Annotated in this window: 18 protein-coding genes; 7 read left to right on the forward strand and 11 right to left on the reverse strand. The window is 68.9% G+C overall.

What is annotated here, in order from left to right; all coding sequences use genetic code 11:
• Positions 1 to 69: 69 nt before the first annotated feature.
• The 6 genes from BLQ39_RS13445 to BLQ39_RS13470 form a co-directional block, all read right to left on the reverse strand.
• On the reverse strand, positions 70 to 1,557 hold the full coding sequence (locus BLQ39_RS13445; RefSeq protein ID WP_092324684.1) for a dihydrolipoamide acetyltransferase family protein: 1,488 nt from the start codon (positions 1,555 to 1,557) through the stop codon (positions 70 to 72).
• Positions 1,557 to 2,591, reverse strand: coding sequence for an alpha-ketoacid dehydrogenase subunit beta (locus BLQ39_RS13450; RefSeq protein WP_092324686.1), 1,035 nt, complete (start codon positions 2,589 to 2,591; stop codon positions 1,557 to 1,559). Before BLQ39_RS13450 ends, BLQ39_RS13445 begins: the two co-directional genes overlap by 1 nt.
• Positions 2,588 to 3,727, reverse strand: a complete 1,140-nt coding sequence (pdhA, locus tag BLQ39_RS13455) for a pyruvate dehydrogenase (acetyl-transferring) E1 component subunit alpha (protein ID WP_092324729.1) — start codon at positions 3,725 to 3,727, stop codon at positions 2,588 to 2,590. The genes BLQ39_RS13450 and pdhA overlap by 4 nt, the downstream gene beginning before the upstream one ends.
• Positions 3,728 to 3,837: 110 nt before the next feature.
• The gene (locus BLQ39_RS13460; protein WP_092324687.1) at positions 3,838 to 4,329 is read right to left on the reverse strand and encodes an Lrp/AsnC family transcriptional regulator; all 492 of its coding nucleotides are present in this window, start codon (positions 4,327 to 4,329) and stop codon (positions 3,838 to 3,840) included.
• A gap of 34 nt (positions 4,330 to 4,363) precedes the next feature.
• A complete protein-coding gene (locus BLQ39_RS13465; RefSeq protein WP_092324689.1) occupies positions 4,364 to 5,464 on the reverse strand; it encodes an NAD(P)H-dependent flavin oxidoreductase in 1,101 nt (366 codons plus the stop codon).
• Between the two features lie 21 nt (positions 5,465 to 5,485).
• Positions 5,486 to 6,259, reverse strand: coding sequence for an oxygenase MpaB family protein (locus BLQ39_RS13470; protein ID WP_092324730.1), 774 nt, complete (start codon positions 6,257 to 6,259; stop codon positions 5,486 to 5,488).
• 339 nt (positions 6,260 to 6,598) lie between these two features.
• Here BLQ39_RS13470 and BLQ39_RS13475 point away from each other — a divergent pair, with 339 nt between their 5' ends.
• Positions 6,599 to 7,648, forward strand: a complete 1,050-nt coding sequence (locus tag BLQ39_RS13475; RefSeq protein ID WP_092324691.1) for a glycoside hydrolase family 3 N-terminal domain-containing protein — start codon at positions 6,599 to 6,601, stop codon at positions 7,646 to 7,648.
• Positions 7,649 to 7,745: 97 nt separating this feature from the next.
• Complete coding sequence (locus BLQ39_RS13480; RefSeq protein ID WP_092324692.1) at positions 7,746 to 8,303, forward strand: YceI family protein; 558 nt, start codon at positions 7,746 to 7,748, stop codon at positions 8,301 to 8,303.
• A 60-nt stretch (positions 8,304 to 8,363) separates the two neighbouring features.
• On the opposite strand, the gene BLQ39_RS13485 is transcribed toward BLQ39_RS13480, so the two are convergent.
• From BLQ39_RS13485 to sepH, 4 genes are all read right to left on the reverse strand, one after another.
• On the reverse strand, positions 8,364 to 9,401 hold the full coding sequence (locus BLQ39_RS13485) for an FUSC family protein (protein WP_092324694.1): 1,038 nt from the start codon (positions 9,399 to 9,401) through the stop codon (positions 8,364 to 8,366).
• Positions 9,402 to 9,405: 4 nt separating this feature from the next.
• Positions 9,406 to 10,581: a winged helix DNA-binding domain-containing protein gene (locus tag BLQ39_RS13490; RefSeq protein ID WP_092324695.1), complete on the reverse strand. Its 1,176-nt coding sequence runs from the start codon at positions 10,579 to 10,581 to the stop codon at positions 9,406 to 9,408.
• A gap of 80 nt (positions 10,582 to 10,661) precedes the next feature.
• A complete protein-coding gene (locus tag BLQ39_RS13495) occupies positions 10,662 to 10,952 on the reverse strand; it encodes a hypothetical protein (protein ID WP_092324697.1) in 291 nt (96 codons plus the stop codon).
• Positions 10,953 to 11,135: 183 nt separating this feature from the next.
• Entirely contained in the window at positions 11,136 to 12,239 is a 1,104-nt protein-coding gene (sepH, locus tag BLQ39_RS13500) for a septation protein SepH (RefSeq protein WP_092324698.1), read from the reverse strand.
• 197 nt (positions 12,240 to 12,436) lie between these two features.
• On the opposite strand from sepH, the gene BLQ39_RS13505 reads away from it, so the two are divergent.
• Positions 12,437 to 12,730 (forward strand): DUF4193 domain-containing protein, encoded by a 294-nt coding sequence (locus BLQ39_RS13505; protein WP_092324700.1) that lies wholly within the window; start codon positions 12,437 to 12,439, stop codon positions 12,728 to 12,730.
• A 29-nt stretch (positions 12,731 to 12,759) separates the two neighbouring features.
• Here the strand turns inward: BLQ39_RS13505 and BLQ39_RS13510 are convergent, their stop codons facing one another.
• A complete protein-coding gene (locus BLQ39_RS13510; protein WP_092324701.1) occupies positions 12,760 to 13,224 on the reverse strand; it encodes a DUF3093 domain-containing protein in 465 nt (154 codons plus the stop codon).
• 38 nt (positions 13,225 to 13,262) lie between these two features.
• On the opposite strand from BLQ39_RS13510, the gene dut reads away from it, so the two are divergent.
• The 4 genes from dut (at position 13,263) to acnA (ending at position 18,198) form a co-directional block, all read left to right on the forward strand.
• On the forward strand, positions 13,263 to 13,736 hold the full coding sequence (gene dut / locus BLQ39_RS13515) for a dUTP diphosphatase (RefSeq protein ID WP_092324703.1): 474 nt from the start codon (positions 13,263 to 13,265) through the stop codon (positions 13,734 to 13,736).
• Positions 13,737 to 13,771: 35 nt separating this feature from the next.
• A complete protein-coding gene (locus BLQ39_RS13520; protein WP_092324732.1) occupies positions 13,772 to 14,362 on the forward strand; it encodes a DUF3710 domain-containing protein in 591 nt (196 codons plus the stop codon).
• A 21-nt stretch (positions 14,363 to 14,383) separates the two neighbouring features.
• Positions 14,384 to 15,181: a DUF3159 domain-containing protein gene (locus BLQ39_RS13525; protein WP_092324705.1), complete on the forward strand. Its 798-nt coding sequence runs from the start codon at positions 14,384 to 14,386 to the stop codon at positions 15,179 to 15,181.
• Positions 15,182 to 15,363: 182 nt separating this feature from the next.
• On the forward strand, positions 15,364 to 18,198 hold the full coding sequence (gene acnA, locus BLQ39_RS13530; RefSeq protein WP_092324706.1) for an aconitate hydratase AcnA: 2,835 nt from the start codon (positions 15,364 to 15,366) through the stop codon (positions 18,196 to 18,198).
• The last annotated feature ends 89 nt before the right edge of the window (positions 18,199 to 18,287 follow it).

Here is an 18,287-nt window from a genome sequence, read left to right on the forward strand (position 1 = left end):
GGAAAAAGTACCTTCAATTTGCCAACGAAGGTACCTTCTCCGCAACTCAGCGCGACGGCGAGGCGGGTCCTAGAGGTCGGCGAGCATCGCCACGGGGTTCTCGATGCAGCCTGCGATGTAGGTGAGGAATCCGGCGGCGGTTCCGCCGTCGCAGACCCGGTGGTCGAAGACCATCGACAATTCGACGACGGTGCGCACAGCGAGCTCGTGGTTGACCACCCACGGGCGTTCGATCATCCGCCCGATGCCGAGGATCGCGGCCTCCGGGTGGTTGATGATCGCCGCGGACCCGTCGACGCCGAGGGAGCCGAAGTTGTTCAGGGTAAACGTTCCGCCGGTGAGGGTGCTGGGCGGGAAGGTTCCGTCGGCCGACGCAGCCACGATGCCGGCGATGGCATCGCGCAGCTGCCGCGTGGTCATCGCCTGCGCCCCGTGCACGACCGGCACCATGAGTCCGCGTGACGTCTGCGCGGCGAGCCCGAGGTTGATCGCCGCGTGCTGCAGGATCTCCTGGCTCGCGGTGTCGACAGAGGAGTTCAACAGCGGGTACTTCCGCAGCCCCGCGACCACGAACCGGGCAATCAGCGCGGTCACGCTGAAACGTTCCCCGGTGGCCGCGAGCAGGCGGTCCCTGGCGACGAACAGCTCAGTGGCGTCGACGTCCATCCAGATGGTCGCCTCTGGGATTTCCCGGCGGGACGTGGTCAGGCGCTGCGAGACGACCTTGCGCAGCCCGGTGATCGGGATACGGATGTCTTCGAGCACGGCGGCAGGCAGGGCCGGCGTCGCGACCGGCCGGTCGGCAGATCGCGCCGGGGTTTGGGTGGGCGCTGCGGTGGGCGCTGCGGCCGGTTCGGCGACGGCCTGTTCCGACGCCTGCCGGCCGCGGATGTACGACTCCACATCGCCGCGCAGCACCAGGGACTGAGCGCCGCTCCCGCTCAGCTGGCTCGCGTCGAAGCCGTTCTCCCTGGCCAGCCGACGCACGAGGGGCGAGACCACCGGCGACCGGCGGGCAGGGTCGAGCAGCGCGACGGCCGGGCCCTGAACTGCGGGAGCGGCGGAAGCGGCGGCCGGGGAAGCGGCGGCCGGAGCTGCGGCGGCCTGAGTAGCCGGGGCAGCAGCAGCGGCGGCCGGCGCAGGAGCCTCCGTCGGCGCAGCGGGCCGGCCGAATCGTCCACCGGCAGGCCGGCGAACCCCGCGGGTGCTTTCGCCCGGCCCGTAGCCGACGAGCGGGCGCCCGGTTTCCCCGGCCGGGTCCTCCGGGGCAGCAGCCTTGACGGGCGGAACGGTCGCGGGGGCGGGTGCGACGGCGGCGGAGTCATCCGCCACCGTCAGCAGCACCGAGCCGGCGTGGATGACCTCGCCCACCTCGCCGAAGAGCTTCTCGACGACGCCGCCGAACGGCGACGGCAGCTCGACGATCGACTTGGCCGATTCGACCTCGATGACGGGCTGGTCGATGGCGATCGTGTCGCCCACGGCGACCAGCCAGTTGACGACCTCGGCCTCGGTGAGTCCCTCACCGAGGTCGGGCAGCAGGAAATCGCGTCCCATTATGACCACTCCCAGGTTCCGAGTGCGGCCAGGATACGGTCGGGCGTGGGCAGGAAGTACTCCTCGAGCTTGGGCGACGGGTAGGGGATGTCGAACCCGGTGATGCGCAGGATCGGCGCGGACAGGTAGTAGAAGTTGCGTTCGGTGAGGCGGGCCGCGACCTCGGCGCCGTAACCACCGAACTGGGCGGCCTCGTGGATGACGGCGGCGCGGGAGGTCTTGCGCACGGACGCGCTGACCGTCGCATCGTCGAACGGCGACAGGCTGCGCAGGTCGATGACCTCGATCGAGAGGCCCTCCTCGGTGGCAAGTTCGGCGGTGGCCAGCGCGGTCTTGACGGTCGGACCGTAGGCGATGAGCGTGACGTCGGTGCCCTCCCGCACCACAACGGCGGTGCTCATCGGCGCGGTCCGCACCGGCAGCGCGAGCTCAGCCTTCGACCAGTAGCGGCTCTTGGGCTCCATGAAGATCACCGGATCGTCGCTGGCGATGGCTTCGCGCAGCATCGAGTAGGCGTCGGCCGGGTTCGACGGAGTCACCACGGTGAGGCCCGGCGTGGATGCCCAGTAGGCCTCCGAGGAATCGGAGTGGTGCTCGACGCCGCCGATGTCGCCGGCGTAGGGGATGCGGATGACGATCGGCAGCTGGATCTTGCCGCGGGTGCGGTTGCGCATCTTGGCAACGTGGGAGACGATCTGCTCGAACGCCGGGTAGCTGAAGGCGTCGAACTGCATCTCCACCACCGGGCGCAGGCCGTAGATGGCCATCCCGATCGCGGTCCCGATGATCCCGGACTCGGCCAGCGGGGAGTCGCTGACCCTGGTCTCGCCGAACTCGGCGTAGAGCCCGTCGGTGACCCGGAAGACGCCGCCGAGCGGGCCGACATCTTCACCGAACAGCACGACGGACGAGTCGTCGACCATCGCGTCGCGGATGGCCGCATTCAGTGCCGCGGCCATGGTCATCGGGGCGGCCGGGCGCGTGGCCGGTGCGGTCGTGGAGCTCTCGTGCGTCGTGCTGCTGTGCGAGGTCATGCCGTTTCACCCGTCGTCTTGGCGGCCGCAGCCTCGTGCTCGGCGATTTCGTTCGCCAGGAAGTCCCGCTGCTCGGCGAGGGCCGTGCGGGGGGTGGCATAGACGTGTTCGAACAGCTCGAGCGGGTCGATGACGGCTGTCTTCGTCATGCACTCACGCGTCGCAGCCGCGAGTTCTTCGGCCTCCCGGGTGATACCGGCCCGTTCGCCGTCCGTCAGCACGCCCACGGAGACGAGGTACTTCTCGAGGCGTTCGATCGGATCGCGGCCGCGCCAGACCTCGACATCCGAGGAGTCACGGTACCGAGTCGGGTCATCCGAGTTGGTGTGCGCCTCCATCCGGTAGGTGAGTCCCTCGATCAGAGACGGTCCGCCGCCGTTCCGGGCGGTGTCGACGGCGGCCGAGACGACCGCATACATGGCAGCGACGTCGTTGCCGTCGACGAAGTAGCCGGGCATGCCGTAGCCGATGGCCTTGTCGGCGATCGTGCGGCAGGCCATCTGCTTGTCCAGCGGCACGCTGATCGCGAACTGGTTGTTCTGCACCAGGAACACGACCGGCGCCTGCCAGACGGCCGCGAAGTTGAACGCCTCGTGGGCGTCGCCCTCGCTGGTCGCGCCGTCGCCGAGCAGGGTCAGCGCGACCGTGTGGTCGCCCTTGAGCTTCGACGCGGTGGCCAGGCCGACCGCGTGCAGCGCCTGGGTGGCCAGCGGGGTGGCCTGCGGGGCGATTTTGTGCTGGTAGTAGTCGTAGCCGCTGTGCCACTCGCCGCGGAACGAGGCGAGGATGTCTTCCGGCGGCACCCCGCGGGTCAGCAGGGCGATGCTGTCCCGGTAGGTCGGGAAGAGCCAGTCGTCGGTTCTGAGCGAGGCGACGGCCGCGATCTCGCAGGCCTCCTGTCCGAGCGCGGAGGGGTAGGTCGCGAGGCGTCCCTGCCTTGTCAGGGCCGTCACCTGCACGTCGAAACGACGGGCGACGACCATCCGTCGGTACAGGCCAAGCAGGATGTCGGGCGCCGGCAGGGCGAAGCCGCCGGCCTCGGAAGGATCGACCGCACGGCCGGCGTCATCGATCAATCGGAGGGGTGTGGGTGCCGCCTGCGTTAACACGGGCGCACTCTCGACGTTGAGGCTCATGACGTAATCGTGCGGCATGCGCGCCCCGCTGACCGCATCATCGGGACAGTTGTGAACGATTGGCACGGTGTTGGTCGCGGCCGTGACAAACGGCTGGGATCAACGCGTTTTCAGCGCCAGATGTCCGGCGTCTCGCCGGGCGAGTGGCCCGCGATTTCCTCGAGGATCAGGTGCGAGCGGGTGGAGATCACGCCGGGCATGCTGTGGATGTCCCGCAGGATGGCCTGGCTGAGCTGCTCGTGGTCCGGGGCGCTGACGGTGAGGATGATGTCGATGTCGCCGCTGACCGCCTGGGCCTTCTCGACGAAGGGCAGTTCGGCCAGCTTCGAAGCGATAACGGCCCACGAGACGTCCCCGATCTTCACGACGACGAGGGCGGAGACGTGCAGCCCGAGGGACTTGCGGTCGATCTGCGCCCCGAACCCGGTTATGACGCCCCGACGCACGAGGTTCTGCACGCGCGTGTGCGCCGAAGTGCGCGAGATGTGAACCAGTTCGGCCATGGCACGCATCGAGAGGCGGGCGTCGCGGGCGAGGGCGGCAACGATCTTTCGATCGATGCTGTCGAGCGCGGCGGGCTGGTCGGATGCCGAGTGCTGCATGGTCAAAACCTCAGGATGATCAGGGGTCTTCAGACTATCGCCCGTGGCCGGTGACTTCGTCGGTTTCGGCCGCCAGCGCGGCGACGAGCTCCGCCGCGGGGCCGCCCCGGCGAAGCGGCGCCGCCTGCCCCGCCCACAGCGAGACGAGATCGGTGTTGCCCTGGGCGACGGCGGCCTGCTTGAGGCGCCCGGTGAGCCAGTTCTGGGCCGGGAAGGGCGCCGTCCGGGCGGCAATCGTGAGCTCCCGCAGCATCCGGTTGGGGATGCCGCGGGCGAGGCGGCCGCTGAAGACTCGCGTCAGGGTCGTGTGCGCGGCGTCCTCGTGCCACAGGAGCGCCTTGTGCTCGGTGCTCGCGGTGGACTCGTCGGTGCCGAGGAACGCGGTCCCCAGCTGAGCGGCAGCGGCGCCCAGGGCGAGCGCGGCGGCGATCCCTCGGCCGTCGGCGATGCCCCCGGCGGCAATCACCGGCACGCTCACGGCGTCGACGACCTGGGGAACGAGCGCGAACAGCCCGGTCAGGGAGTCCTCGGCCGGGCGGAGGAACGACACCCGGTGCCCGCCGGCCTCGAATCCGGTCGCCACGATCGCATCCACGCCGGCTCGGTCGAGGGCTACCGCCTCGTCCACCGTCGTGGCCGTGGCGACCGTGCGGATGCCCGCCGCGCGGCACCGCTCGAGCACGCTCGCCGGGGGAACCCCGAAGACGAAACTCGCCACGGCCGGTCGGGCGGCCAGGAGCGCATCGAACTGCTCGTCGAAGCCGGGCAGGAAACGCTCCGGCAGGCTCGGCAGTGCCAGCCCGAGTTCGGCGAAATACGGGGCCAGCGGCTCGAGCCACGAGGCGAACTCGGCCTCGGTGGGTCGCAGGTCGCTGCTTTCCTCGAACTCGAGCCAGAGATTCAGGGCGAAGGGCCGGTCCGTGAGGGTGCGCAGCTGCCCGGCGATGTCCCGGATGCGCTCCGGGTCGCAGCCGTAGAGCCCGACCGAGCCCAGCCCGCCGGCGTTGCTGACGGCCGCGGCGAGCGGCACGGAGGCAAGCCCGCCGAAGGCGCCCTGCACGATCGGAAGGTCGATGCCGAGCAGGTCGGTGACCGGCGTTCTGCGCCAGGGGCGGGGTGTGGCGCTATCCGTCATGCTGTCGAGCCTACGGGGTCGCTACTCCGACGTGCCCGGCTTCACCGACGCGCGCAGGGCGCGCAGGAAGTGCTCCTTGGGCCAGTGCCGCAGCCGGCGGGGGAGTGCCGGGCAGACCACCGCGATGAGGCGCACGGTGCGATCGAACCGGCGCTGCGAGGCGGCCGACCACGGGAGGTTGTAGAGCCGGCGCACCTCCGGGGGCAGGAGCCCGACGGTGAGCAGACGGCCGAGCGGCATCGCCAGGCGCAGCCAGACCGGCCCGGTTCGCGGATGAAGCAGCTGCACGGCCACGGCCCGGGTCGTGGCATCCGTTCTCAGTTCGGTGAGCCGCCGCCGCCAGTAGGCCCGGAAAGCCGCGCGGTCCGGCGGCCACAGGTCCGGCGGCACCTGCAGGGCCGTGCCCAGGCTCGCATACTCCCGGTAGACGGTGTCGGCCACCTCGTCCTCCATCGGGCCGTACACGAGCTCGTGCATGGTCACCGCGGAGTCATACAGGGTCGCGGCGACCCAGAGCTGGAGCTCGGGGGTGAAGGCGCTGTAGGCGGGCGTGCCGTCGGCGCCGTCGCCTCGCACCGGCCCGTGGGCGCGGTTCACCTGGCGGGTGGCCTGCGCGGCCTCCTCCTCCGTGCCGAAGGTGACGGCGTAGACGTAGGTCAGGGTTCCGCGCAGCCGGTCGAGCGGCCTGGCGGCGAAGTCGCTGTGCCCGGCGACGCCGTGCCCGATGGCCGGATCGGCTATCTGCAGCAGGATTGAACGGCCGCCCGCTGCGATCAGCACGGCTTCGCTGCCCATGTCCTGGATCCCCACACGTCACCTCCCGTTCGAACCCCGAGTGTATTGCGGAGCCCGGATCGCGCGCTCAGTTGCGGACAAAGTACCTTCCCCGGCGCCACGAAGGTACTTTTTCCGCAGTTCAACCCGGAGGGAGGTGGGAGGGGAGCCGCGGCGGGGTTAGCCTTGGCTGATGACCGGGGGCAGGCGAGTGCGGGGTGCGACCCGGCGCCTCCGCGCACTGGGAGCGTTCGCCGTCGCCGTGCTGCTGGCCCCCTGGCGCTCGCCGGTTGCACGACCCCTGCCGCTCCGGGCCAGCCGGGCGGTCTCACCGCTCCGCGGAAGACATCCGCTGAACGCGTGGCGGCGTATGCCGACGACCGGCTCGCGTCGATGACCCTGACCGAGAAGGTCGCCAGCCTGCTGATGCTGCACCGACCGGGAACGGATGCCGCGGAGCTGCGTTCCTTCGCCGATTCCCACGGCCTGGGCGGGCTGATCCTGATGGGCGACAACGTTCCGACCAAGACGGCCGACCTGGCCGCGCTGACGGCCGGGGTCAGCTCCGACCCCGGGCTGCCGCTCCTGCTCGGCATCGACCAGGAGGGCGGAACGGTGTCCCGCCTGCCCGGCGATCGGGCATCCGGCGCCGACCTGCTGAAGTCGCTGCCGGCGCGGGCGACGACCGAGGCGTTCACCAGCCGGTCGACCCTGCTCGCCGGCGCCGGGATCAACCTCAATTTCGGCATCGTCGCGGACGTCACCCCCGATCCGCACTCCTTCATCTACGACCGGGTACTCGGAACGGATACCGCGCAGGGAGAACAGCGGGTCGCCGCTGCCGTCTCCGGTGAGCACGGCCGGGTGCTGAGCACGCTCAAGCATTTTCCCGGACATGGCGCCGCCAACGGCGACTCGCACCGGGGCGTCCCCTCCACGGCACTCGGCCGCTCCGACTGGCTGGCCGAGGTAGCGCCGCCGTTCCGCGCCGGGATAGCCGCGGGGGCGGAGGTGGTCATGTTCGGCCACCTGGCGTACACCGCCGTCGACCCCCGCCCGGCCAGCCTGTCTCCCGAGTGGCATGCGATCCTGCGCACCGAGCTGGGGTTCGACGGCGTGGCCATCACCGACGACATGCTCATGCTCCAGCAGAGCGGCCTGCCCCAGTACGCCGACCCGGTCGAGAACGCGATCTCGGCCCTCGCCGCCGGTAACACGATGCTGCTCTATGTGCTGCCCGCCGATCCGGCTGCCGCCGGGGTCGACATCCCGCTGATGATCAAGGGAATCGCTGCGGCCGTCGACTCGGGCAGGATCCCCCTCGCCACGATTGACGACGACGTCCGCAGGCTGCTGGTGCTCCGCCGGACGCTGTCCGGCAGCACCGGGCCGTTCGTTCCGGTCGGCTGAAGATTCTTTTTTCGTTCTCGGAATAACTGGAGAACATATGCGCTTGCATATACCTGAGGGCGCTACCTGTGTCGCCCCACGGACCTGAGGAGCACGCATGAGCGGCATCACGAACATCCCCGGCTACAAGGCCGGCACCTGGACGATCGACCCGACCCACAGCGAGGTCGGCTTCAGCATTCGCCACATCATGATCAGCAAGGTCAAGGGCACCTTCGACAGCTTCGAAGCGACCTTCGTCACCGGCGAGAACCCGCTCGACTCGACCGTTTCGGCCTCGGCCACGGTTGCCTCGATCAACACCAACGAGGCGAACCGCGACGGTCACCTCCGCACCGGCGACTTCTTCGATGCCGAGACCTACCCGACCATCAACTTCGTGTCGACCGGCGTGCGCGAGGAAAAGGGCGACTTCCTCGTCGACGGCGACCTCACCATCAAGGGTGTGACCAAGCCGGTCACGTTCGACTTCGAATTCGGCGGCTTCGCCGTTGACCCCTACGGCAACTACAAGGCCGGCGCTACGGCCAAGGCCCAGGTCGAGCGCGAAGACTTCGGTCTCACCTACAACGCGGCCCTCGAGACCGGCGGCTTCCTGCTCGGCGACAAGGTGACCATCACCCTCGAGCTCCAGGCCGTGCTCAAGCAGGACTAGGTCTTCGACCATCGACGGGGTCTCGCCACACGGCGGGGCCCCGTCGGGCCGTTAACCGAGCTATTCCCCGACGATTTCCTCGCGCACCCGGCGAAGGTCCTCCATCAGGGATCCGATCAGGATCCAGTGCTCCGGGTGCGGGGTGCGGATGATCAGCGGTGCGGTCAGGGCGGCGGGCTCGCCCGGCGACGGCATGCGTTCGCCCGCCGCGGCATCCGCTCCGGGCGCGCGCAGTCGGAGATCGTGCGCGGCCCGGCCGAGTTCCTGGGAGAAGGCCTGCACGGTCGGCTCAAGGTTCAGCGCATCGTCGTAGTGGTCACGGAACGCGCGGGTCATGCCGATGCTGCGGGTGACGAGCGCTTTCAGCCGCTTGTACTCCTCGATGTCGGCGTCCAGCACCCGACGGTGTTTGGCCTGCCGGGGGTTGAAGGCGAGGCTCTCCTCCGCGTCTTTGATCGCGCGTTCCGCCGCCTCCTGCATGGGACGGAGCAGGCGGGCGGTGAGCATCAGCTCCTCGAGCGCGAACGGCCGCTGGGGCGAGCGAAGTGCCGCCGCGAGCCGGTCGAGCGTGTCGGCCACCTCCCCGGCAAGCCGCCGGACGGCCCCGTGCGACGGCCCCAGCAGCACGGGCGGCACGATGAGCACATTGACGATGAGGGCGATGCCGGCGCCGATGACGGTTTCGATGATCCGGTCGAGGGCATACGCGGGGGTGGACGTGCCGATCGAGAGCACGAGCATGGCGCTGATCGGAACCTGGTTGGCCGACCCGGGCGGCAGCTTCAGTGCCCAGGCGAGCAGGATGCAGATGACGATCGTCAGCAGCACGATCCAGCTCGACTGGCCGAACAGCAGGCCGACGCCGTAGGCGATGATCACACCGCCGATGACACCAAGGCTGCGCTCGACCGCCTTGCCGACGGACTGGTTGATGCTCGGCTGCACGACGAGCAGCGCGGCGATGGCGGCGAAGATGGGCAGCTCGCCGGGAAGCAGGAGTTGCGCGATCAGCCAGGCCAGGACGGTCGCCACCGCGGTCTTCACAGCCTGGAGCAGGGGAACCCGGCTGGAGGTTCGCAGGCTCGCCGTTAGTCGCACCTTCCTAGGCTAGTGGCGGCTCAGGCTCCGCCGGCGCGGCGGCCGGCGCGGCGGTGGGCGCGGCGGTGGGGTTGCCGCCCACTGAGAGGCCCAGGAAGTGCGCGTACTGGGCGACGGCCCGCTCGAATTCCCGCGCCTGGCCGGCCGAGAGGGGGTCGAACGGTCTCGGCTCGAGGCTCACGGACCGCGCCGTCTTTGTTTGCCGCCAGGTGCCGATCACCCGCCCGGATGCCAGGATGAGCGGAAGGAACATGCCGTTGCCCCCCGGAACGACTCGGCCGAGGCTGCCGTCGTCGATCGCGAAGCTGCGGTCCTGGTAGCCAATCAGATACTCGTCGAAGGCGGGCAGCGCAAGCAGGGGGCTGCGCTGAGTTGGATGCCCCTTGGCCTCGTCGGCGTCGCCGGTGTCCGCCGCGGCCGCCAGGTAGTAGGTGACGCCGTCGACGACCAGCTCGGCCAGCCGGTCCGCGGCGACCGCGAGTCCCGCCCGAGCGTCGGCGACGGTGAGCTGCGACCACCAGGCGAAGTCCCGGAGCGTCGCCGGCCCGTGCCCGTCGAAATAGCGCAGGACGAATTCCCCGAGGGCCTCGTCCCGGTCGAGTCGCCGGGGGGAGCGCACCCACTCGTCCAGCAGCACCAGCACCTGCTGTCTGCCGCGCTGCGGGCCCCAGCACAGCGTCCCGGTGAGGGCCAGATGCCCGATCAGGTGGTAGCCACGCTGGCCGCTGGTGCCGATCCCGTTTTCTTCGAGGACGGCCAGGAACTCCGCGCGGCTGAGCTCGCGGCCGCCGGACAGCGCATGCACCGCGACGGCCCTGGCCCGTTCGATGACGTCGCGGTCGATGTCGAGCTGGGCGTGCCGCGTGCGGGAACGCGAGACAATCCTCGGGCCCGTGAGCTGCTGCATCCAGCCCAGGTCGACGGCGGGAACGAAGTGAAGCGTGCCTCGCATCGGCCAGGACCGCACGATCCGGCCGGAGTTGATGGCGGCGTCGACGTCGGCGAGCGTCGTGCCGGGCGCACGCACGCCGAGGGCCCACTTGGCGGCGGCGTAGTCCTGGGCCTGGAGGGCGAGCAGGCGGTCCGTGACCTCCGTCACGCCGCGCAGCCGGCCGTCGAAAAGTCCCTGGCGGACGAGCCGAATCCGGATCACGTCCCGGCGTGAGGCCAGCGTCGACATGCTCACAGTATGGCTGGTCAGGTCAGGGATGTCGCGGGGTCCAGGGCGCGGGGGCGAGGGCGCGGGGCTAGGGAACAGGGCTAATCGAAGATGCGCACGAGCCGCCAGCCCAGGTCGCCGTCGCCCGGCTGCACGTCGAACACGTGCGTCTCGCCGTTGTCGGCCGTCGCCTGGAATCGCCAGCCGGCAATGGTCAGCGGCGGATGGCCCACGCCGAAGGTGTGCGGCTCGAAGGGTCGCCACCACTCGCAGGTCCCCACCAGTGCCGTCGGGGTGTCGGTCACCCGGAACCGCCGGGAGCGCCAGACCAGGCGCTCCGGCGTGCCGGCTTCTCCGGTCCAGATCATGACCGGTTCATCCACAGGGGGCATTGTGCACCGCCTCGATTCGTCGTCATTCGAACATACGTTCGATGAATCGACTATAACCCACACCTCACCACCGCGAAAGCGCAGTTGTGCGCGTTATTCGTGCCGAATAACACGCACAACTGCGCTTTCGCGGAGGGGGTGGGTGTGGAAAGGAGGGGGTGGGTGTGAATCGGAGGAGGGGAGTCAGGCGAGGTCGTCGTCGGTGCGGGCGCCGAAGACGATTTCGTCCCAGCTCGGCATCGAGGCTCGGCCGCGCTTGCCCTGGTTGCCGGTTGTGCGAGCCTGCGCCTTGGCGGCCTGGTTCGCCCAGGCGTTCCGCGGCGGCTCTTCGACCGTAGGGGCCTCTTCAAGTTCCGGGAACGACTCCGCGGGGACATCGACGAGGCGCACGCCGGCGCTGGGCGCCAGGCGGCTCGTTCCGGGCGCCTCGGTCTCGAAGACGGCGGCTTCACGCTCGCCTCGGCGGCGACGCAGGGATTCGAGCAGGTCGGCCGTGTCGCCGAGGATCTTGGCGGGCTCGTCGGCACGCTTGATGGCCGCCTTGGAGACGGCATCCGTTGTGCCTGCCGTGCGTGAATAGGGAACGGGGTCGAGGATCGGGGCCGTGTCGTTCAGGATCTCGTCGGCCAGGGATTCCTTGAAGGCAAAGGCGCCGCTGTCGAAACGGGACACGTCGGCGAGGCTCGTTTCGGCGCCGACGGCGCGCAGCCGGGGGATGAGCGCGCCCTTGAGTTCACCCTGCTGGGACAGCGCGATGGCCTCTCCGCCCAACGGGGAGAGCGAGTTCTTCTTCGGTTCGAAGCTCCAGCGGGCGTCGTGGTCGATGTCGCCGGCGGTGAAGGAGAGTTTGACGATCCAGCCGCCGCCCGGCTCTTTCCAGCTGGCCCAGCGTTCGTCGGACGCCCCCAGTGAGGCGAGGCGTTCCCGGATGACGCTGCCGAAGTTCGCATCGTCGTCGAGCGGATCCGGGTCGATAGCCGTGTGCACGGGCACGCTCAGTGCCGACGACACGATGTATTCGCGCTCGGCCACGACCGGGCCCTCGAAACGGCGCACGTAATCCAGGGAGGCCCCCGTCACCGCGGCGACGTCTTCGGCAGACATCCCGGAGCGGATATGGGCCTGGATCTCCCGGGGGGAAAGCTTGGGACCCGACGTCGTTTCGGTCTGGGTTTGGCGAAGCCGGGACTGGAGAACTTCATCGATGGGGATCCTAAAACGATCACCCTCCTCTGACGCTGCGAGCAGCGCGCCGTTCTCGACTCCGATAACCTTCAATTCCTGCATGGCGAAAGCCCTCTCGCGATCACTGGTAGGTCTCAGAGTGCCATGCGATGGCCCCAATTCGAGGGAATACGCCGGGCGTGCCGGAAGTTGATCTCTGTGCCGGCCGAGATGTGAGGCGAACGGTTTGCTATTCGTCTCGGTTTGTTGCAAACTATGGCCGCCGATTCGTTCTCTCGGCGTAACTGAAATGGATGGGCATGGCAACCGATTACGACGCACCGCGGAAGACCGAAGACGACTCTGAGTCGATCGAGGCCCTGAAGGAGCGCGTGCCCGACAAGATGTCCGGAGTCGTTGATGTTGACGACGCGGACAACCCCGGTGGGTTCGACCTTCCGGGCGCCGATCTGTCCGACCTCGACCTCGATGTTGTCGTCCTGCCCCCGCAGGCCGACGAATTCACTTGTGTGGAGTGTTTCCTGGTGAAGCACCGCTCGCAGCTGTCTCACGAGACCAAGCTCGGCCCGGTCTGTAACGAGCACGACGCCTAGAAACGCACTCGGCTGAGCTGTCTACCAGCTCACGAAGCCGACGTACCTGACGCTGGTCGTCGCGATTCATTGATCGCGGCGGCCAGTTTTTTCGGGTGCCGGCTCGAGATCAGCCAGTACGGCGCGGGGTCCGAGACGTCCTCGATCGGCACGCGCACCACCGGGTCGACCCAGCCGCGGATGAGCAACCACGCCCGCATGTCAACCTTCGGTCCGCGCTCCTGCCGCGCATCCTCACCCTCGAATGCGATCGCCTCGCCGAGCACGGCCGTGCTGATCCGTGCCTTGCCGGCCTCCAGCACGCCGCCCCGCACGCGCACGACCGGCGACGCGACGATGAGCAGCACGACACAAGCGGCGTACAGCCCAGCGGCGGTGATGACGCCGACCGGCAGGGAAATGGGTGTGAAGACGAGGATGCTCGCCGGGATCACCAGCGCCGTGGCCAGGAAGAGCCAGGGTGCGGCCCAGAGTTTTTCGCGATATTCAGGCATGGCTCTATTCGACCAGACTTCTGCACTACCCTCGACACGTGACAGAAAGCGTTGAAGTGCTGATAACCGCGTCCGTCCTCCCGAATTACGCGCATCCGGGCGATGCCGGGGCCGATCTGCACTCCTCGGAGGCCGTCGAACTCGCTCCCGGAGCCCGCGCCCTCGTCGGCACCGGGGTGTCCATCGCCCTGCCCGACGGCTTCGCCGCGTTCGTCGTTCCCCGCAGCGGCCTGGCCGCGAAGCACGGCATCACGATCGTGAATTCGCCGGGGACCGTGGATGCCGGCTACCGCGGTGAGATCAAGGTGACGCTGCTCAACACCGACCTGACGGAGCCCTACCGGGTCGCCGTCGGCGATCGCATCGCCCAATTGATCGTCATGCCCGTCGCCCGGGCCAACTTCGTTCCCGTCGAACGGCTGCCCGGCAGCCAGCGCGGAGAAGGAGGGTTCGGCTCGACCGGGCTCACCGCACAGCTCACTGGCGCAGCCAGCAAAGGAGACACCCCGTGACCGATATCGCGAACCAGAACCAATTTCCCGAACCCATGCCCAAGTCCGCTCCGGAGGACCGCGCCACCGAGGGGCCGCTCGACGAGACCGAGGCCAACCAGGTTCGCCCCTACGTCGACCTCGGCGGGGTGAAGGTCCTCCCACGTGAGGGACTCCACCTCCGCCTCGAGATCGAGGAGGGCAGCAAGCGCGTCGTGGCGATCGGCCTCGACTACGCCGGGTCCACCCTCCAGGTGCAGCCGTTCGCGGCGCCGCGCTCCAGCGGGCTGTGGCACGAGATCCGCGACCAGATCGCCGACCAGATCGGCAAGCAGGGCGGAACGACCAGCGAGCGCGAGGGCCCCTTCGGCCCCGAGCTCGTCGCCGAGATCCCCGTGGCCGCCGGCCAGGGACCGGGCGGAACCACTCGCCTGGCCCGCTTCATCGGTGTCGACGGCCCGCGCTGGTTCCTCCGCGGCGTGATCGCCGGTGAAGGCGCCGTCAACTCGGACGCCGCAGCCGCGATCGAAGACCTCTTCCGCAGCATCGTCGTCGTTCGCGGCGACACTCCGATGCCGCCGCGCGACCTCATCCCGCTGCGTATGCCGGCGACGCCGGCCGGCGCCCCAGGCCCGAGCGACGCCTAGGCCGCCAGGGAGAACGCCCGCATGACGGACTCACCCGCCGCACCGGACGCACCGGAAGAGAACGAGAACGGCGCCCGGCCCCGGTCGGGACAACCGAACACGCCGCCGGCCCCGGCGCCCGCCGCCCCCGGCGCTGCCTTCGCCGACGGGATGGCCGCTGCGGCCCGGCGCGCCGGCTTCGCCTCGGCGGCCGAGGGGGAACCGATCAGCGGGCAAACGCTGCTGGCCTCGATGGGCGGCATCCGCGGTCTCGTCGAGGCGGTGCTGCCCGGCCTGGTCTTCCTGGTCATCTACACGCTCACCCGTGACCTGGTCCTGTCGCTGATCGCCCCGGTTGCGGTTGGGCTCGTCTTCGTAGCCTTCCGCCTGGCCGCGAAACAGACCCTCTCCCAGGCGATCGGGGGGCTCGTCGGCATCGGCATCAGCGCCGTGCTCGCCTTGTTCACCGGGAAGGCCGAGGACTTCTACCTTCCCGGATTCTGGACCAACGGCGTCTACGGCTTCGTCCTGCTCGTCTCGGCGCTGATCGGCTGGCCGCTGATCGGTCTCGCCGTCGGCTTCCTGATGGGCGAGGGGATCGCCTGGCGGACCAACCCGTCGAAGCGCCGGGTGCTCACGATCCTCACCCTCTGCTGGGCCGGGCTGTTCGCGGCGCGGCTGATCGTGCAGCTGCCGCTGTACTACTCGGGCAATGTCGAGGCCCTCGGCGCGATGAAGCTTTTGATGGGGCTTCCGCTGTATGCCCCGCTGCTGGTCGTCTCCTGGCTGATGGTGCGCTCGATCTACCCCAAGCAGAGCGAACCGTCCGAGCCGGAATAGGGCGGGAATCCGTTCCCGGCACTGCTAGAGTTATCTCGACGTCAAGATAGTTTGACGCTCAGACTCGGCCGATCAGCGCACGCCCAGCTAGGCTAACCATGCCGGCACCGGGTGTGTTCGGCCACACGGATTGAGGATGGCCGCCGGGTATCCGGGCGGTTTCCCACAAAGGAGAGGACCTCGTGTCTGCGGTTAACAGTTTTGGAGCAAAGGACACCCTGCGCGTTGGCTCGACGGACTATGAAGTCTTTCGACTCGACACCGTCGCAGGCCACGAGAAGTTGCCGTTCAGCCTGAAGGTGCTGCTCGAGAACCTCCTCCGCACCGAGGACGGCGCCAACATCACGGCCGAGCACATCCGTGCCCTCGGCCAGTGGGTTCCTTCCGCGGATCCCGACACGGAGATCCAGTTCACGCCCGCCCGCGTGATCATGCAGGACTTCACCGGCGTGCCCTGCATCGTCGACCTCGCCACCATGCGCGAGGCCGTCGCCGAGCTCGGCGGCGACGCGAACAAGATCAACCCGCTCGCACCGGCGGAGCTCGTCATCGACCACTCCGTCATCGCGGACCTGTTCGGCTCGGAAGACGCCCTCGAGCGCAACGTCGAGATCGAGTACCAGCGCAACGGCGAGCGTTACCAGTTCCTCCGCTGGGGCCAGACCGCGTTCGACGACTTCAAGGTCGTCCCGCCGGGAACCGGGATCGTGCACCAGGTCAACATCGAATACCTGGCCCGCGTCACGATGACCCGCACTGTGCTGGATACCGCGGGCAACAGCGTGCTCCGTGCCTACCCCGACACCTGCGTCGGCACCGACTCGCACACGACCATGGTCAACGGCCTCGGCGTGCTCGGCTGGGGCGTCGGCGGAATTGAGGCCGAGGCGGCCATGCTCGGCCAGCCCGTCTCGATGCTCATCCCCAAGGTCGTCGGGTTCAAGCTCAAGGGCTCCATCCCGGCCGGCGTCACCGCGACGGATGTCGTGCTCACCATCACGCAGATGCTGCGAAAGCACGGCGTGGTCGGCAAGTTCGTCGAGTTCTACGGAGAGGGCGTCGCCCAGGTTCCGCTGGCCAACCGCGCCACCATCGGCAACATGAGCCCCGAGTTCGGCTCGACGGCCGCCATGTTCCCGATCGACGACGTGACCCTCGACTACCTGCGCCTCACCGGCCGCAGCGACGAGCAGGTCGCCCTGGTCGAGGCGTACTCGAAGCTGCAGGGCCTCTGGCACGACCCCGCGCAGGAGCCCGCCTTCAGCGAGTACCTGGAGATCGACCTCGGAACCGTGGTTCCCTCGATCGCCGGACCGAAGCGTCCGCAGGACCGCGTCGAGCTCAGCCGCGCGAAGGAGCAATTCGAGACGGACCTGCAGAGCTACGCGACCCAGGACCTGTCCCGGGTGGATGCCGCCGTCGAGGCGACCTTCCCCGCCTCTGACCCGATCGGCTTCACCGCCGAGGACGAGCAGAGCGCCCACCAGCTCTCGCACCAGCACGTGAGCCACGCTCCCGTGTCGGTGTCCAGCCCCGTCCCGATCACCACCAAGGACGGCGCGAGCTACACCCTCGACCACGGAGCGGTTGCCGTCGCGGCCATCACGTCGTGCACGAACACGTCCAACCCGAGCGTGATGCTCGCCGCGGGCCTGCTCGCCCGCAACGCGGTCAAGAAGGGCCTCACGAGCAAGCCGTGGGTCAAGACCACGCTGGCACCGGGCTCGAAGGTCGTCACCGATTACTACGCGAAGGCCGGCCTCACCGACGACCTGGAGGCCCTCGGCTTCTACACCGTCGGCTACGGCTGCACCGTCTGCATCGGCAACACCGGTCCGCTCATCGACGAGGTGTCGGCCGCGATCAACGAGAACGACCTGGCCGTCACCGCGGTGCTCTCGGGCAACCGCAACTTCGAGGGCCGGATCAGCCCCGACGTGAAGATGAATTACCTCGCCAGCCCGCCGCTGGTCATCGCCTACGCCCTCGCCGGGTCGATGAACTTCGACTTCGAGACGGATGCCCTCGGCAAGGGCACCGACGGCAACGACGTGTTCCTCCGGGACATCTGGCCCGACTCCGCCGAGGTGCAGGCCACGATCGACAGCTCGATCGACACGGCCATGTTCACGAAGGAGTACGGCGAGGTCTTCGAGGGAGACGAGCGCTGGCGCTCACTGCCGACGCCCGACAGCGAGGTCTTCGAGTGGGACCCCGAGTCGACCTACGTGCGGAAGCCCCCGTACTTCGACGGCATGACGCTGGAGACCAGCCCGGTCACCAACATCGTCGGGGCGCGCGTTCTCGCCAAGCTCGGCGACTCCGTCACGACCGACCACATCAGCCCCGCAGGCAACATCAAGGCCGACAGCCCGGCCGGTGCCTACCTGCTGGAGCACGGCGTGGCTCGCGGCGACTTCAACTCCTACGGTTCGCGCCGCGGAAACCACGAGATCATGATTCGCGGAACCTTCGCGAACATCCGTCTCCGTAACCAGCTGCTGGATGGCGTCGAGGGTGGCTACACCCGCGATTTCACCGTGGAGGGTGCTCCGCAGGCGTTCATCTACGACGCGGCCCAGAACTACGAGGCCGCCGGCACCCCGCTCGTCATCTTCGGCGGCAAGGAGTACGGTTCGGGTTCGTCCCGCGACTGGGCGGCCAAGGGCACCAGCCTGCTGGGCGTCAAGGCCGTCATCGTCGAGAGCTTCGAGCGCATCCACCGCTCGAACCTGATCGGGATGGGCGTCGTTCCGCTGCAGTTCCCGGCCGGCCAGAGCTGGGGCTCGCTCGGGCTGGACGGCACCGAGGTCGTCACGATCACGGGCATCGACGAGCTGAACAACGGCAGCACGCCGAAGACGGTCCGCGTCACCGCCGCGCCGAGCGCGAACTCCGCGGCCGGCAAGGAGACCGTGGAGTTCGACGCGGTCGTCCGGATCGACACACCGGGTGAGGCGGACTACTACCGCAACGGCGGCATCCTGCAGTACGTGCTGCGGTCCCTGGTGGCCTAAGGCTCCCAGCTCCTCCCGCCCCTGGCGCGTAGACTCGACCTGTTCGAGTGTGCGCGCCAGCGGCATTTTCGGGCGCGAGTGCGGCAACG

The sequence above is a fragment of the Cryobacterium psychrotolerans genome, from assembly GCF_900101115.1.
GTDB lineage: Bacteria > Actinomycetota > Actinomycetes > Actinomycetales > Microbacteriaceae > Cryobacterium > Cryobacterium psychrotolerans.

Excerpts from the sequence above, each read along its gene's own strand:
- BLQ39_RS13445 (WP_092324684.1), bottom strand. The coding sequence starts at position 1,557 with ATGGGACGCGATTTCCTGCTGCCCGACCTCGGTGAGGGACTCACCGAG.
- BLQ39_RS13450 (WP_092324686.1), bottom strand. The coding sequence starts at position 2,591 with ATGACCTCGCACAGCAGCACGACGCACGAGAGCTCCACGACCGCACCG.
- pdhA (WP_092324729.1), bottom strand. The coding sequence starts at position 3,727 with ATGAGCCTCAACGTCGAGAGTGCGCCCGTGTTAACGCAGGCGGCACCC.
- BLQ39_RS13460 (WP_092324687.1), bottom strand. The coding sequence starts at position 4,329 with ATGCAGCACTCGGCATCCGACCAGCCCGCCGCGCTCGACAGCATCGAT.
- BLQ39_RS13465 (WP_092324689.1), bottom strand. The coding sequence starts at position 5,464 with ATGACGGATAGCGCCACACCCCGCCCCTGGCGCAGAACGCCGGTCACC.
- BLQ39_RS13470 (WP_092324730.1), bottom strand. The coding sequence starts at position 6,259 with ATGGGCAGCGAAGCCGTGCTGATCGCAGCGGGCGGCCGTTCAATCCTG.
- BLQ39_RS13480 (WP_092324692.1), top strand. The coding sequence starts at position 7,746 with ATGAGCGGCATCACGAACATCCCCGGCTACAAGGCCGGCACCTGGACG.
- BLQ39_RS13490 (WP_092324695.1), bottom strand. The coding sequence starts at position 10,581 with ATGTCGACGCTGGCCTCACGCCGGGACGTGATCCGGATTCGGCTCGTC.
- BLQ39_RS13495 (WP_092324697.1), bottom strand. The coding sequence starts at position 10,952 with ATGCCCCCTGTGGATGAACCGGTCATGATCTGGACCGGAGAAGCCGGC.
- sepH (WP_092324698.1), bottom strand. The coding sequence starts at position 12,239 with ATGCAGGAATTGAAGGTTATCGGAGTCGAGAACGGCGCGCTGCTCGCA.
- BLQ39_RS13505 (WP_092324700.1), top strand. The coding sequence starts at position 12,437 with ATGGCAACCGATTACGACGCACCGCGGAAGACCGAAGACGACTCTGAG.
- BLQ39_RS13510 (WP_092324701.1), bottom strand. The coding sequence starts at position 13,224 with ATGCCTGAATATCGCGAAAAACTCTGGGCCGCACCCTGGCTCTTCCTG.
- BLQ39_RS13520 (WP_092324732.1), top strand. The coding sequence starts at position 13,772 with ATGCCCAAGTCCGCTCCGGAGGACCGCGCCACCGAGGGGCCGCTCGAC.
- BLQ39_RS13525 (WP_092324705.1), top strand. The coding sequence starts at position 14,384 with ATGACGGACTCACCCGCCGCACCGGACGCACCGGAAGAGAACGAGAAC.